The sequence below is a fragment of the Prevotella sp. HJM029 genome, assembly GCF_000599605.1.
GTDB lineage: Bacteria > Bacteroidota > Bacteroidia > Bacteroidales > Bacteroidaceae > Prevotella.
This window is the reverse complement of the sequence record NZ_AZHT01000098.1, coordinates 15,925-30,756: the sequence shown is the minus strand read 5'-3', so window position 1 is coordinate 30,756 and position 14,832 is coordinate 15,925. Positions and strand designations below refer to the sequence as shown.

The following is a 14,832-nucleotide window of genomic DNA, read 5'->3' as shown; positions in this document are numbered from 1 at the left end:
TTTATTAACCTAATTAAAAAATTATGATTAAAATCAAAAACCTTCGTCAATTTTTAAATGTCGAACTTGTAACCAGCAGTGATTTGGAACACACTGTTCTTGCTATCACCAACCTCATTCACCTTCGTTAAGCCGAAGTTGTAGCGGCCATCGAGCACAAAGTTCTTGTATTCGTAGCTCAAACCTACAGGAAGTGACAAGTCAACTGATTTAGCACCTGGAATGTTTGCAGATACTCCTAAAACATCTACTTTGCTGTTTATTTTGAAACCGGGTTGTAAACCGAGTTTAACAGCCAAGCCAGGAACTACATAAACGTTGGCCATTACAGGCACATTGATATAATCTAAGTTCAATTTAATATTCCCATTCTTAGCACCTTGCATAGAATACATGGCACCAGCTGACAATGAAAAGATGTCGCTTACCTGATATTCTAACTCAGCACCAGCTGCTAATCCGATGCGAGCTTTACCGCCATCGTTCTTCGTTAAGCTGGCAATGTTAACACCAACGCGAGGTTGAATGGTTAAAGAACCTTCTTCATGTTGTGCAAATGTAGCTACAGATGAAAGCATCATCACAGCTGCTAAAACAAACTTTTTCATACTCTCTTTTTGTTAAATTAATCGTTTTGTTGTCTAACCTATGCGAGCATACGATTAAACAAATATCCCTTTTGAATACGAGGGCAAAGATATAGTTTTTCGAAATGCGCGCCAAATAAAAATGAAAAAAAAACAATTTTGTGGCATTTTACAACCTGTTTATTTCCGAAAAAGAAAAATCGAGAGAGAAAGAAGTGTCTATTACAGTTCTAAATAGCCTCTGTGGGAGGGTTATATTTTGTAATCGATGATATATTTTGCGAAATCAAGCGACAGATAGTCAATGAAACCAGTATCTGATTGGTTCATCGTGGCCACCTGATTCATCTCATCTTGGCTGAGCGCGAAGTCGAAAATGTCGAAGTTTTGCTGCATCCTTTCGATGTGACTGCTCTTTGGAATGGCCACGATACCGCGTTGCGTGAGCCAGCGAAGCGCCACTTGTGCGGCCGACTTACCATACTTTTGCCCGATACTCGAAAGCAAATCGCTCTCTATAATGCCATCAACTCCTTGGCCACCAAGCGGTCCCCAAGCCATCGTTTTGGTATTGGTTTCGGCCAAAATGGGCTGTATGTCGTTCTGTTGTGCCAGCACATTGCATTGCAATTGGTTGACCATCGGTTTGATATCCACGTGCTGAACGAAGCCATAGAAGCGTGCAGCTTGGAAGTTTGAAATACCAATGGCGCGCACTTTTCCATCTTTATAGGCCTTTTCCATAGCGCGCCAAGTGCCGAAAACGTCGCCATAAGGCTGATGAATGAGCAGCAAATCGATGTAATCGGTATCCAATTTGCGCAGACTTTCTTCAATGCTGGCAGCCGCTTTTGCCTCACCAGCATGGCTAATCCACACCTTAGTAACCAAGAAAAGCTCATCGCGAGCGATGCCACTCTTGCGCCATGCACGACCGACCCCCTCCTCATTGCCATAGACCTGCGCCGTGTCTATCAGGCGGTAGCCCACTTTCAACGCATCGCTTACGCAGCGTTCGCACTCATCTGAGGGCACTAAAAACACGCCATACCCCAATAAAGGCATCGCAACCCCATTAACTAATTGAATCTTTTCCATCATTGTTATATTTTGGTTCTTGCTACAAAGATACACAAACTATGTGAGAAAATCGGTTTTGATGGAGCCTTCGATGGAAAAAACAGGTGCTGAAAGGGAGCAGAAAGGGCTTATAGTGCAACGTCGTTTGTGCTGAAAGAAGTCGCCTTTTGGTGAAAGAAACAAACAAAAAAAACATATAGGCCGCGCAAAAATAGCACGATTGCCTATATGTTTTCTGTTGGCATGCGGCTTGTTGGGCCGCTCATTTATAGCTGTTGAAATGCCTTTTGAATTTTTTCTGATGCGGCTTTCAGTTCGTCTTCGCTCATCTTTACATGATGTTTGAAGTCGATGTCGGCCTCGCTTTGCATGGGGATGAGGTGGATGTGGGCATGGTTCACCTCAAGACCAATCACGGCCTGTCCCACTTTTCGGCAGGGAAAGGCCTGTTTTAGCGCACGTGCTACCTTCTTGGCAAACACTTGAAACGCAGCGATGTCTTCGTCGCTCATGTCGAAAATATAGTCAATCTCCTGGCGCGGAATGACCAATGTGTGGCCCGGCGCAACGGGATTGATGTCTAAAAACGCAAAAAACTTGTCGTTCTCAGCACATTTATAGCTGGGAATTTCGCCCGCAGCAATCTTTGAAAATAGTGTGCTCATACCTTATTATATATGCAAATGTTGAACTTATGCCTCAATACTGATTTTATCGATGCGCAATTTGATGGTGCCACGTGGGATAGAAACTTCCACCGTGTCGCCCACTTTGTGGTTCAGAATGCCTTGTGCGATGGGCGTTTTGATGCTGATTTTGCCCAATTTCAAGTTGGCTTCGTTCTCGCTTACAATGGTATAAACCATCTTAGCCTTCGTCGAAAGGTTGGTCATCTCTACCTTACTCATGATTTGAACTGCATCGGTTGAGAGGCGTGATACATCAACAATCTTTGCTTCAGCAATGTCAAGCTTCAGTTTATTGATTTTACTTTCTAAATGTGCTTGCACCTCTTTGGCCGCATCATATTCTGAATTTTCACTCAAGTCGCCCTTGTCTCGTGCTTCAGCAATAGCAGCTGATGCCTTAGGACGCTCAATCGCTTCGAGCCTTTGCAGCTCTGCTACGAGTTTATCGTAGCCTTCTTGTGACATGTAAGCCATATATTACTATCTTTTTGTTAATAAATTCTAAGTTGAAGTAGCAAAAAAAGAAAGAATTCCGACACGTCTTGTTGGTCAGAATTCCAAACTCCTTCTTTCTATTCGCTATGTTTTTACTTTTGCAAAGATAGGGTATATTTCTGATATGCGCAAGTTTTTAAAGTTCTTTAGCGTTGTAAATGGGATTGTGGGATGAGTGGGTCGCGAGACCTATCGATGTATAATAGAGGAAAAAGTTTTTTGCATTTTCTTTAGTAGATGTGTCGTTGGTTGCTAAAAAAGTATTATCTTTGCAACGTTTTTCATAGTATTAGATTTAAGGTTAATAAGAGGGGCTCGGCGGAGTCCTTTTTTTTATGCCCTGATGTGAAGGTCTTGCCTGCGCAGTGTGGGCGATGACCATTGCTAAAGTGGCGCATATTGCTCAGTAATATGCGCCACTTTTGAATGCAATATGCACCATTTTAGGACAAAATATGGGCGACATTCATCGGTAATGCCGCCCATATTGTTTCAGGATGTTGCGGGGAGAGGCTTACGCTTATCCGCGAATCATCGTGATGAGCATTTTAAATCGCTCGTTGGCTTGCACCGAATGGCGTGCACCAGCAGGAATAACAAAGCTCTCACCTGTATGAATTTGGTGGTCGGTTCCCTCGACATTGAGTTGCATGGTGCCATCAATCACTTGGATAAGTGCATCGAAGGGCGCTGTATGTTCAGACAATCCTTGCCCTTTGTCGAAGCTGAACACGGTCACGCTTCCTGCTGCATTGTGTACAAACTCTTTGCTCACTACGCCACCTTCGGCATAGTCAATCACGTTGTTGGCGGCAAAAACCTTACCTTTCTCGAATTTCTCCATTGCTTATATCTTTTAAATGTTTACTGAAAGTGAATTCTATGCTTTTGCTACAGCAAGCCCTGTGCCACACAGTTCGCGGGTAACATTTGTGCTGTTTGTCATGGTGGGTCTGCCAAGATGGGCCTTTTGGCGATGGCTTGATGCAGACATCAAGGTATGAAAAAAGGCAACCCAGTGCTGAAAAAACAGCAGCCAGGTTGCCCATACTTATGGAAATACAAGTTATTTTTGTCTTTTAGCGCGCCACATGCAATAGATGCCGAGTGCCACAAAGGGCAAACTGAGTAGTTGTCCCATGTTGAAAAGCATGCCACTCTCGAAGTCTACCTGCACATCTTTGGTGTATTCGATGAAGAAACGGAACACGAAAATCAGCGTGATGCATAGCCCAAAGTAGAATCCTTTGCCAACAGGTTGTTTGCGAATGCGGTAGAAATACCAGCCCACAAAGAAGAATAATGCATAGGCAAGTGCCTCATAAAGTTGGCCAGGGTGGCGCGGTTGCTGGTCGACACGCTCAAAGATAAATGCCCAAGGCACGTCGGTCACCTTACCGATAATTTCGCTGTTCATCAGGTTTCCCAAACGAATGAAGCAAGCGGTGATGGGTGTTGCGAGGGCAATGTCGTCCAACACCTGCCACAGTTTCACGCCCGTCTTGCGGCAATAGAGCCACAAGGCTATCATCAATCCCAATGTTCCGCCATGGCTGGCAAGCCCTTCGTAGCCCACAAACTGCCACGAACCATCGGGCATCTTATGATAGGGAATGAGCATTTCGATGAAGTGTGTGCCCGAAGAGAGAAAGTAATCGGGTTGATAAAACAGGCAATGGCCTAAGCGAGCACCTATCAGAATGCCGAGGAAGCAATAGATAAACAACGGATCGAACACGTTGATAACCTGTTTTTTACCGTCAATGAAGACGGTCTTCTCGGCAATCTGTTGATGATAGAACAACCATTTTACCATGAAATAAGCCCCCAAGAGACCTAAAAGCCAGCAGGTGGAATACCAACGAAGTCCCCAATGTCCCACTTGAATGAGGTAGACATCAGGATTCCAAACGATGTAGTTTAAGAGTGTTGTCATCTGCGATTTGCTTTAAAACTCAGTTTAAACGTTGAAACGGAAGTGCATGATGTCGCCATCTTGCACTACATAATCTTTGCCTTCGATGCCCAATTTGCCAGCCTCGCGCACTGCTGCTTCAGAGCCATATTGCATATAATCATCGAATTTTATTACTTCGGCGCGAATAAATCCCTTTTCAAAATCGGTGTGAATGACGCCAGCACATTGTGGTGCCTTCCATCCTTTGTGAAACGTCCAAGCCTTCACTTCCATCTCACCTGCCGTGATAAACGTCTGCAGGTTGAGCAAAGCATAGGCCTTTCTGATGAGTCGGTTGACGCCACTTTCGCTCAATCCTAACTCTTCTAAGAACATTTTCTTGTCCTCATAGGTCTCTAATGAGGCGATGTCCTCTTCAGTTTTGGCCGCAATCACCATGGCTTCGGCACCTTCTTTGGCTGCCATTTCCTCTACTTTGCGTGAATAGTCGTTGCCCGTTTTGGCGCTGGCTTCGTCGACATTGCACACATAGAGCACGGGTTTTGTGGTCAACAGGAATAAATCGTGAGCCACTTGCTGCTCGTCTTTGCTATCAAAGGTCACCTCACGTGCGTTCTTTCCTTGTTCCAAAACGGCTTTGTAAGCCTCGAGAACGGTGCACATGAGCTTGGCATCTTTATTGCCTGCTGCAGCTGCCTTTTGCTGTTTGGCCAGCTGACTGTCGATGGTTTCGAGGTCTTTCAGTTGCAACTCGGTGTCGATGATGCTCTTATCCTCTAACGGATTGACCGCCATGCCGCCCTCACGCACGATGTTATCGTCGTCGAAGCAGCGGATAACATGGATGATAGCATCGCACTCACGGATGTTACCTAAGAACTTATTACCCAAACCTTCGCCTTTAGAAGCACCTTTAACCAAGCCCGCAATGTCGACAATCTCGCAGGTTGCGGGCACGATACGGCCAGGATGTACCAACGCTGCCAGCTTGTTTAAACGCTCATCGGGCACTGTAATGACGCCCAAGTTGGGCTCAATGGTGCAAAAAGGAAAGTTTGCCGATTGCGCTTTTGCGCTCGACAAGCAGTTGAAGAGAGTTGATTTACCAACGTTGGGCAAGCCAACAATTCCACATTTCAAAGCCATAATCTCGTTTTATTGATAGGAGCTGGCACGCAATGGTCAGCCGTTTTCGTTTCTATTTGCCTACAAAAGTACATAAAAATGCGCAAAAGCAGCTATGAAAGGGGCTAAAAAAGCAGCGGAAAGGTCAATTGCTTGTTGGTTTTTCTGGCCTCTTTTCTGTGTAAAACCACTTCAAGTGACGCTGCCCTTTGGTGTAATTATTCGAGGTTAATTTGGTGAGTTATAGTTGTCAAAGGTTTACTGCTGGAATATAAAAAGGCCGCAATGCTCATGCACTGCGGCCTAGAGTGAAACAAAACGTCGACTATTTGATGAGCTGATGCGACACCAACATATTCTTGGGGTCGAGTGCTTCGTCGAGTTTTTCCTTTGTCATGAGCTCTTTTTCGAGCACGATGTCGTAGACCGAGCGGTTGGTTTCCAAGGCTTCTTTGGCCACCTTCGTGCTGTTTTTGTAGCCGATATAAGGGTTCAAAGCGGTCACAATACCGATGGAGTTCTTCACCATTTCATAACAACGTTCCTTGTTCATGGTGATGCCCATCACGCATTCTTCGGTCAAAGTGTCGATGGCATTATGGAGCCACCAAAGGCTTTCGAACAAGCATTCGGTGATAACAGGTTCCATAACGTTGAGCTCTAACTGACCAGCTTCTGCTGCAAACGAAACCGTTGTGTCGTTACCAATGACCTTAAAGCACACTTGGTTGGTGACTTCTGGAATGACAGGATTGACCTTTCCTGGCATGATTGATGAACCAGGAGCCTTTGCAGGAAGGTTAATCTCGTTCAAACCGCAACGTGGGCCGGAAGCCATGAGGCGGAAGTCGTTGCAGATTTTGGAGAGTTTCACGGCCAAACGCTTCAACGCACCACTATAACTTACGTAAGCACCAGTGTCAGGAGTGGCTTCAACCAAGTCGGTAGCGGGGACAAAAGTCTCGCCGGTGAGTTTGCTTAAGTTGGCTGCACAGAGCTTTGAAAAGCCAGGAACAGCGTTTAAGCCCGTACCAATAGCTGTGCCACCCATATTGATTTCGTGCAATAGTTTGATGTTGCGTTCGAGGTTAAGAATCTCCTCTTCCAAGTTATTGGCATAGGCATTGAACTCTTGTCCCATGGTCATGGGCACGGCATCCTGCAACTGAGTGCGCCCCATTTTGAGGTTATCTTTAAACTCGTTAGCCTTGTAACGCAGTGCACTGATGAGTCCAGTGAGGCTCGAAACGAGGCTCTTGTTCATGCGAATCAAAGCCAGACGGATAGAAGTGGGGTAGACATCGTTGGTAGATTGACCGCAGTTGACATGGTCGTTGGGGTAGCAATATTGGTATTCACCGCGTTTGTGCCCCATGATTTCGAGCGCACGATTGGCAATAACCTCGTTGGCATTCATATTAACCGATGTGCCTGCGCCACCCTGCATCATGTCAATGGGGAAGTTTTCGTGCAGCTTTCCGTCGATAATCTCTTGGCAAGCCTGGCTGATGGCACCAGCGATTTCATCATTAATTACGCCGAGGGTGTGGTTGGTTTGCACGGCAGCGAGCTTCACATAGGCAATGGCGATGACGTAATCAGGATAATCACGCATCTTTTTTCGCGAGATGTGATAGTTGTTAATGCCGCGTTGTGTCTGCACGCCATAGTAGGCATCGGCAGGCACTTTGAGTTCCCCTAAGAGGTCGCTCTCTACTCTGAATTGTTCGTTTGACATAATTTAATGCGCCGTCTGGTGGTGCTTTGCGCTGTTTGTGGCAAGCCTTTGCCGCATGGTGTTGGCCATGGGGCGTTGTAAAAGCTATGCTTTTGCACGATGATTGTTATCATTTTATGTGGTAATGTGCATGCTTTTGCGAGGCAAAATGCACCACTTCGTGGCTGGTTTAAAGGATTGATATTTTCTTTTTATTTCTATTTGGTGCAACGGCAGCTTGCAAAAAGGTGCCTGCTGCCAGTTGCTTTGTGAGATTTGCTGAACTAAAAGGCCTTGATGCGATACATAAAACCAAGCTCAATGCGGTTGGTGTTGTAGTTCTTTAAGCCTGTAGCTGCCTTGAAATCATATTTTCTTCCGACATAAGCTAAGAACAGACGCAGGTCTTGATCCTTTATAGGATAGTACTCAATGCTGCCGATGTAGCCATAGCTCTTGCGGTAGTTCTTGCCCACTTCGAGCTTGCTGACGCTGGCTGTTTCATACATTCCCTTGGCCATGAAGTTCCAACCGGGTGCAAATTGCCAGTTCACCTTGGTGATGAAACTATTGTAATGCACATCGCTGGCCCAGGCTTTGGCAGACGGGGACGGCGCAAGATGCGCGGCAAGGTCGTTGGATGCGATGCCCAAACGGTCTAAACCATCCCAGGCTCCCATATAGTCTACATACCATTGCAGCTTGTTGAGGTTGAGTTGTTGGCCCAAAACGAGCATGCGACTATACTTGTGACGTGCCTGAGTTTGCAGACCCCACGACCAACGGGTGTTGAGTTTTCCGTCGAGAAAACTGCCGTTCCAGTTGGCAATATAGGTGAGTGGCGCCTTCGAAGCCTCAAGGTTACGATAGCCAAGTGCCTCGCGTGCAACGCTGCTTGCGCCATAAAACTCGTTGAATTTGTTGTTATAAGCGTTGGAAACCTCAACAGCCAACTCCTGAGTGGGCACGGGTTTGAACGACGCTACCACGCCGGCCATGAAGTTATCCATGTTGTCAACCATGTCGCTATATTGGTAGATGACCATGGGGTTCTCATCAAATTCGAAGCCACCCCATATCTGACACATCTTACCTCCTTGCAAACTGACTTTGTCATTGAACTTCCAGCCCACCATCATGATATCGGTTGCTTTGGCAAAGTTGTCTTCGCCTTGTGCCGTGTTGGCTTTGTTGAGGCGATGACGGAAGCGATAAGACAGGTGATCGCCTATATTTCCTTTGATTTCTAAGCGCAACTGTTTGTTGGCAAAGCCTGCATTCCAGTTGTTCAAACGGCTGTCTCTTTCGGCACGGAAGCTGGCAGCATAGTTGAAATAGACGTTGAATGCGTCGTTTTTCTTTTCCAAATGAGCCACCCTCTCAGCTAATGAGGTGTAGTTTCCTTCGCTACCTCCCATGCCAATGTTGCCGCCATTTTGTGCATTGGCCATAGTCGTTGTGGCCAAAAATGCGCATACAATGAAGGTTGTTTTCATGACTTTAATATTCTTGGAAATACTTTTGAATCTGTTGCCAATCGTGTGTTTTGGTCAAAGCGAGCATCAATAGCACGCGTGCCTTTTGTGGATTGAGGTCTAAAGCAGCAACAAAATGATATTTATTGTCGTCCACTTCACCATTCAAACACGTAGGACCTGTGGGCAAACGGCTGGAGCGTACGATTTGAATGCCGTTGTTCTGCGCCTTCAATGCCACGTCAAACACATCCTTATAGAAGTTGCCATCGCCTACACCGGCCAACACAATGCCGTCGAATTTGGCATTGACAAACGAGAGAATGGGCAGGGGAGAGCAGTTGGCATAGCCATAAACGATGCCCACTTGCGGCAATTTGATGAGGTTGTCCACGTTGAACACGCTGGCAGTGGTGTGCTTATAGTTGGGCTCGTGTACATAATAGGGTTTGCCATTATACACGTAACCGATGGGACCATAGGTGCCTTTGAACGTAGCAACGTCGGTGGTATGGGTCTTAATGAGGCTCTTGGCGTCGATGAGTTGATTGTTCATGCAAGCCATAACGCCATGACCTTTTGATGCAGGATCAACCAAAGTGGCCACGCCATTGTAGAGGTTTGCAGGACCATCGGCGCTGATAGCCGTTGAAGGACGCATGCTTCCGACCAACACAACGGGCTTATCGCTGTGCACAGTGAGCGTCAAGAAGTAGGCCGTTTCCTCCATGGTGTCGGTGCCATGCGTTACTAATACGCCATCATAGCCTTCGTTATTGAGCAGCTGATTGATGCGTTTCGCGAGTTTCAACCACACATCATCGTTCATGTCTTGGCTGCCAATGTTCACCAATTGTTCGCCACTTACGTCGGCTAAATCTTTGATTTGGGGCACCGCATCGATGAGGGTTTGAATGCCCACTTGGCCTGCTCCGTATGCCGAAGAGGTGGCACTAGCACTCACACCAGCGATGGTTCCGCCGGTAGCAATGATGCGAATTTTGGGTTTTGCACTAAGGGCTAAGGTGAAAATCAAAGTGAACACCATCAGCATTGAAATCTTGATTGTTCTCATAATCTATTTAATTTATGGATTTATGATTGGTTATTTTAAAAAAGGAACGTGATGATGAGGTAGCCAACGCCAATGCTTACAAAGGTAGTAATGAAGCCAGCGAGCTGAAAACTGTGGTTGAGCACGTAGCGTCCGATGTGCGTTGTGCCCGTAGTATCAAAGTTGATAGCGGCTACTTCGGTGGGATAGTTGGGGATAAAGAAATAGCCATTGACCGCAGGGAACATGGCAACGAGGGCTAAAGGCGATAGCCCTAAGCCAATGCCTAAGGGATAAAGTGTGCGAACGGTGGCCGCTTGCGAGAACAACATGATGGACATGACGAACAAAGCCACGGCAAAGAGGAATGGATATTGGCTCACAATGCCGGCAATATGCTCCTTGAAGAAGGCCAAGTTGCCATTGAAGAACGTGTCGCCCATCCATGCAATTCCAAAGATACTCACCATGGCATTCATGCCTGCACCAAAGACATTGCCTTTCACTGCATCACTAACTTTGGCTTTTCCAACAATCAAAATGACGGCAGACATAGCCATCATAACCATCTCTATGGTCTCGGGCATGGGTAATTTCACTACATTTCCATCAATATTGAATGATGGACGCAGTGATGGAACGGAACCAAAGAGTACTACTAAAAGCACTGCTGCCAAGAAAGCCAATACTGAATATTTGGCGCGGGGATTGAGATTGCTATCGTCTTCTAACGCTTTTTGGCTTTCACTCATGGATGGAATGAGTCCTGCTTTCACGCGTCTTTGGTATTCAGGGTCATCAATAAGCTCTTTACCTACGCGGTTTTGTACAAACGATGCCACTAAAATAGCGATCAAAGATGCAGGAATACAGACAAACATAATATCCTTTAATTCAATGCCTTTAGCACCTAATAAGTCGGAAGAAATCATGGCTGCTGTGGCAGCAGATACTGGACTGCCCGTAATTCCCAATGAGGCTGCGATCGTAGCTACACTCAATGGGCGCTCGGGACGTATCTTGGTGTCTTTCGCAATCTCTGCAATAATCGGCAAAAGCGAATAGCTTGTGTGCGCCGTTCCTGCAACTAAACAAAAAAACCACGTAACCAATGGCCCATAATAAGTGATGTGTTCGGGGTGTTTTCGCAAGAATTTAGCTGCCAAATGCACGAGATAATCCAAGCCACCTGCTGCTTGAAGAGAGGCTGCAGCTGTGATAACTGACACGATGATGAGCATCACATCGATGGGAATATTGCCTGGTTTTAAACCGAAAACGAAGACTAAAAGGAACACACCTATCATGCCGTAGATACCCATTCCGATGCCACCGACGCGTGCACCGATAAAGATAAGTGTGAGAACCAATAGGAGTTGAATAATAATTAAAAGAGTCGCCATAAATTATTGCGTAGCGTTTTGATATAGTTTTAATCTCACTTTAAATAACGTGAGGCAAAGTTATGTAAAATATTTTAGTGTGTATTTATAAAAAAGCAACCATATTTTGCGAAATCAGAAACAATGCTTACTTTTGTAGTTGCATCCATGAATCAGGAATATGAAGCAACAACGCATTCACAATTTGCAAGACTTTGCCGAGAAGATAGCCCTCCAATCGGTCTATGGTGCAATGGTGGCATCAACATCTCTCAATGCATCTCTTTTCGAAAAGCTAATGGAGGTTTCGGGTGTTGTGAATTTTTATGCACTCATTGTGTTGACCAATGGTGAGGCAGAAGTAACCATTTGTGGGCAAAAGACTTATCTTAGACGCAACACATTCCTACGCACATCACCATTACAAGCAGTGCAAGTGGTGCGCTGTAGCCCCGATATGGTTGGGCGACTTCTCTTGATTGAGTCCACATTCTATGATTCGATAGTAAGCGATGACGCTATTTTGCGGGATAGCTTTGCACTGAATATTCTTGAAAATCATGTCTTGATAGAGCTTTCTGAAGATGCGATGAAGGAATTAGTGGGCTTATTTTCGCAGATAGAGCGTACGATAGTGAGCCCCCATACCTATAAAAAAGAGCTATTGAATAATTTGGTTCATTTGTGCCAAATCCATGTGAATGAGTTGCTGGCACATCAACCTTGCACCTTGCATGATGCGCAACATAAAGAGAATATCTTTAAGATTTTCATTCATTTGGCTTCTAATCATTTCAAGCAAGAGCGTCAAATCAGTTTTTATGCCAACCATCTTAGCATCTCATCCACCTATCTTTCGCGCATAGTGAAAGAGGTATCGGGCAATACTGTCAATGGTTATTTGCAGGGATTTTTATATACTGAGGCTTGCAAATTGCTGCGAATGACCGATTTAACGATGGGCGAAATTGCCGAAGAATTGCATTTTAGTGATCAAGCAGCATTTAGCAATTTCTTTAAACAAAGGGCAGGTATCTCTCCTAAGGCTTATCGGAAGTAGGGGAGGCAACATGTCTTAGCGCCCCTATTTACAGGAGAATCACACGCTTCAAAAGCAAAAACAGCACGGCTATTCGAGCAGAATAACCGTGCTGTTGATGGTATAGGGTGGCTTGTTGAGCGTGAATGGTTAGCCCACTTGGCTGCCGGGATTCACTTTATCGATCGTCGTTGTGACCGAAAGTGTTCCATCTGCGTTCACAGCACTTAGGATCATACCTTGGCTTTCGATGCCCATCATCGTGCGAGGAGCAAAGTTTGCTACGAAAAGCACATCCTTACCCACGAGCTGTTCGGGCTCATAATAGGCGGCGATGCCACTCAAAATGGTGCGATCCACACCCGTTCCATCGTCGATAGTGAATTGTAACAGTTTCTTGCTCTTCTTCACTTTCTCGCAATGTTTGATGTGCCCGACACGAATATCCAGCTTTTCGAAGTCGTCAAACGATGCTGTTTCTTTCACGGGTGCAGCATGATAGGCCGCCGTTTCATTGGCTTTTCGGGTGGCTTCGAGCTTGTCTAACTGCTTTTGTATGACGTCATCTTCGAGCTTTTCGAAGAGTAATTCGGGCTCAGCTAATTGATGTCCGGCCTTGAGCAGGTCGGTTTTGCCTAATTCGACCCAATCGAAAGCCTCCATATTAATAAGGTGGCGCAGCTTTTCGGATGAGAAAGGCAAGAACGGTTCGAATGCAATGGCGAGGTTAGCCACAAGCTGAAGGGAGATATAAAGGATGGTTTCGACGCGCTTAGCATCAGTCTTCCACACCTTCCATGGCTCACATTCGGTGATATATTTGTTGCCGATGCGTGCCAAGTTCATGGCTTCTTTCTGCGCTTCGCGAAATTTAAACTGGTCTAAATAGCCCTCTAACTTCGCTTTTACATCAGTAAATTCGGCCAGCGTCTGGCGGTCAACATCTTGCAATTCTCCGCAAGCCGGAACCACACCATTCCAATATTTCTTTGTGAGTTGCAAGGCACGATTGACAAAGTTGCCATAGATGGCCACAAGTTCCGAGTTGTTTCGCTCCTGAAAATCGCGCCAAGTGAAGTTATTATCCTTCGTTTCGGGCGCATTTGCCGTGAGCACATAGCGCAAAACATCTTGCTTTCCAGGCATGTCTTGCAAATATTCGTGCAGCCAAACGGCCCAGTTTCGGCTGGTAGAAATCTTGTCATCCTCCAAATTTAAGAACTCATTGGCCGGCACATTGTCGGGCAAAATAAAGTCACCATAAGCTTTTAGCATGGAGGGGAAGATGATGCAATGGAACACAATGTTATCTTTTCCGATGAAATGCACCAAGCGTGTGTCGGGCTGTTTCCACCATTTCTCCCACGAACCAAAGCGTTCGGGGTGCGCCTTGCACAGCTCAATGGTGTTGGAAATGTAGCCGATGGGGGCATCAAACCACACATAAAGCACTTTTCCTTCGGCGCCTTTAATGGGAACAGGAATGCCCCATTCCAAGTCACGTGTCATGGCTCGCGGCTGTAAGTCCATGTCAAGCCAGCTCTTACACTGACCATATACGTTGGAACGCCATTCAGAATGGTCGTCAAGAATCCACTTTTTCAGCCAAGGCTGGTATTGATTGAGGGGCAGATACCAGTTCTTCGTGGGACGAATGACAGGCTTCGACCCCGAAATGGTGGAGTGGGGATTGATCAATTCCATTGGGCTGAGGTCGTGACCGCAGCGCTCACACTGGTCGCCGTATGCGTTTTCGTTGTGACAATAGGGGCATTCGCCCATGATATAGCGGTCGGCTAAGAACTGATGAGCCTGCTCATCGTAGTATTGTTCGGTCTCTTTCTCCACCAATTTTCCTTCATCATAGAGCTTTTTAAAGAAGTCGCTGGCAAACTGATGATGTGTTTTGCTGGTTGTTCGGCTATAGATATCGAAGCTGATGCCAAACGCCTCGAATGACTTTTTGATGAGCTCGTGGTAGCGGTCGCACACGTCTTGCGGCGTGATGCCCTCTTTCTTCGCACGGATAGTGATGGGCACACCATGCTCATCGCTACCGCAAACGAACATCACCTCTTGTTTTTTGAGGCGCAAATAGCGCACATAAATATCTGCAGGCACATAGACTCCTGCCAAATGGCCAATGTGAACGCCTCCGTTAGCATAGGGCAAAGCCGCCGTAACGGTGGTGCGTTTAAACTGCGTTTCCTTCATTGTTATCTTGTAAACTTTATTGCTTTGGCTGCAAAATTACGCAAAAAAGGGCGGAAA

General features: G+C 46.0%; 13 protein-coding genes. 1 reads left to right on the top strand and 12 read right to left on the bottom strand.

The genetic code is table 11. The annotated features are described in order from the left end of the window. Positions 1–53: 53 nt before the first annotated feature. The 11 genes from X919_RS0105655 to X919_RS0105595 all read right to left on the bottom strand — a co-directional run bounded on the left by X919_RS0105655 (position 54) and on the right by X919_RS0105595 (position 11,543). Positions 54–608 carry a porin family protein gene (locus X919_RS0105655; RefSeq protein WP_028899350.1) on the bottom strand — a complete coding sequence of 185 codons (555 nt, stop codon included), beginning with the start codon at positions 606–608 and terminating at the stop codon, positions 54–56. Between the two features lie 231 nt (positions 609–839). Then, on the bottom strand, positions 840–1,685 hold the full coding sequence (locus tag X919_RS0105650; protein ID WP_028899349.1) for an aldo/keto reductase: 846 nt from the start codon (positions 1,683–1,685) through the stop codon (positions 840–842). A 248-nt stretch (positions 1,686–1,933) separates the two neighbouring features. After that, the gene (locus X919_RS0105645; protein WP_025069819.1) at positions 1,934–2,332 is read right to left on the bottom strand and encodes an HIT family protein; all 399 of its coding nucleotides are present in this window, start codon (positions 2,330–2,332) and stop codon (positions 1,934–1,936) included. A gap of 27 nt (positions 2,333–2,359) precedes the next feature. Beyond that, complete coding sequence (gene greA, locus X919_RS0105640; RefSeq protein WP_025069818.1) at positions 2,360–2,830, bottom strand: transcription elongation factor GreA; 471 nt, start codon at positions 2,828–2,830, stop codon at positions 2,360–2,362. 541 nt (positions 2,831–3,371) lie between these two features. Beyond that, complete coding sequence (locus X919_RS0105635; RefSeq protein WP_004381289.1) at positions 3,372–3,695, bottom strand: cupin domain-containing protein; 324 nt, start codon at positions 3,693–3,695, stop codon at positions 3,372–3,374. A 222-nt stretch (positions 3,696–3,917) separates the two neighbouring features. Further along, complete coding sequence (lgt, locus tag X919_RS0105625) at positions 3,918–4,787, bottom strand: prolipoprotein diacylglyceryl transferase (RefSeq protein ID WP_028899348.1); 870 nt, start codon at positions 4,785–4,787, stop codon at positions 3,918–3,920. Between the two features lie 24 nt (positions 4,788–4,811). Next, the gene (gene ychF / locus X919_RS0105620) at positions 4,812–5,915 is read right to left on the bottom strand and encodes a redox-regulated ATPase YchF (RefSeq protein WP_028899347.1); all 1,104 of its coding nucleotides are present in this window, start codon (positions 5,913–5,915) and stop codon (positions 4,812–4,814) included. Between the two features lie 304 nt (positions 5,916–6,219). Next, positions 6,220–7,632, bottom strand: coding sequence for an aspartate ammonia-lyase (aspA, locus tag X919_RS0105615; protein WP_028899346.1), 1,413 nt, complete (start codon positions 7,630–7,632; stop codon positions 6,220–6,222). Between the two features lie 263 nt (positions 7,633–7,895). Continuing rightward, positions 7,896–9,107, bottom strand: coding sequence for a porin (locus tag X919_RS0105605; RefSeq protein ID WP_028899345.1), 1,212 nt, complete (start codon positions 9,105–9,107; stop codon positions 7,896–7,898). A gap of 4 nt (positions 9,108–9,111) precedes the next feature. Further along, entirely contained in the window at positions 9,112–10,161 is a 1,050-nt protein-coding gene (gene ansB / locus X919_RS0105600; protein WP_028899344.1) for an L-asparaginase 2, read from the bottom strand. Positions 10,162–10,196: 35 nt separating this feature from the next. Further along, complete coding sequence (locus X919_RS0105595) at positions 10,197–11,543, bottom strand: anaerobic C4-dicarboxylate transporter family protein (RefSeq protein ID WP_028899343.1); 1,347 nt, start codon at positions 11,541–11,543, stop codon at positions 10,197–10,199. A 160-nt stretch (positions 11,544–11,703) separates the two neighbouring features. Here X919_RS0105595 and X919_RS0105590 point away from each other — a divergent pair, with 160 nt between their 5' ends. Next, positions 11,704–12,582 carry a helix-turn-helix domain-containing protein gene (locus X919_RS0105590; protein WP_028899342.1) on the top strand — a complete coding sequence of 293 codons (879 nt, stop codon included), beginning with the start codon at positions 11,704–11,706 and terminating at the stop codon, positions 12,580–12,582. Positions 12,583–12,711: 129 nt separating this feature from the next. Here the strand turns inward: X919_RS0105590 and metG are convergent, their stop codons facing one another. Then, positions 12,712–14,781, bottom strand: coding sequence for a methionine--tRNA ligase (gene metG, locus X919_RS0105585; RefSeq protein WP_256380400.1), 2,070 nt, complete (start codon positions 14,779–14,781; stop codon positions 12,712–12,714). Between the last annotated feature and the right edge of the window lie 51 nt (positions 14,782–14,832).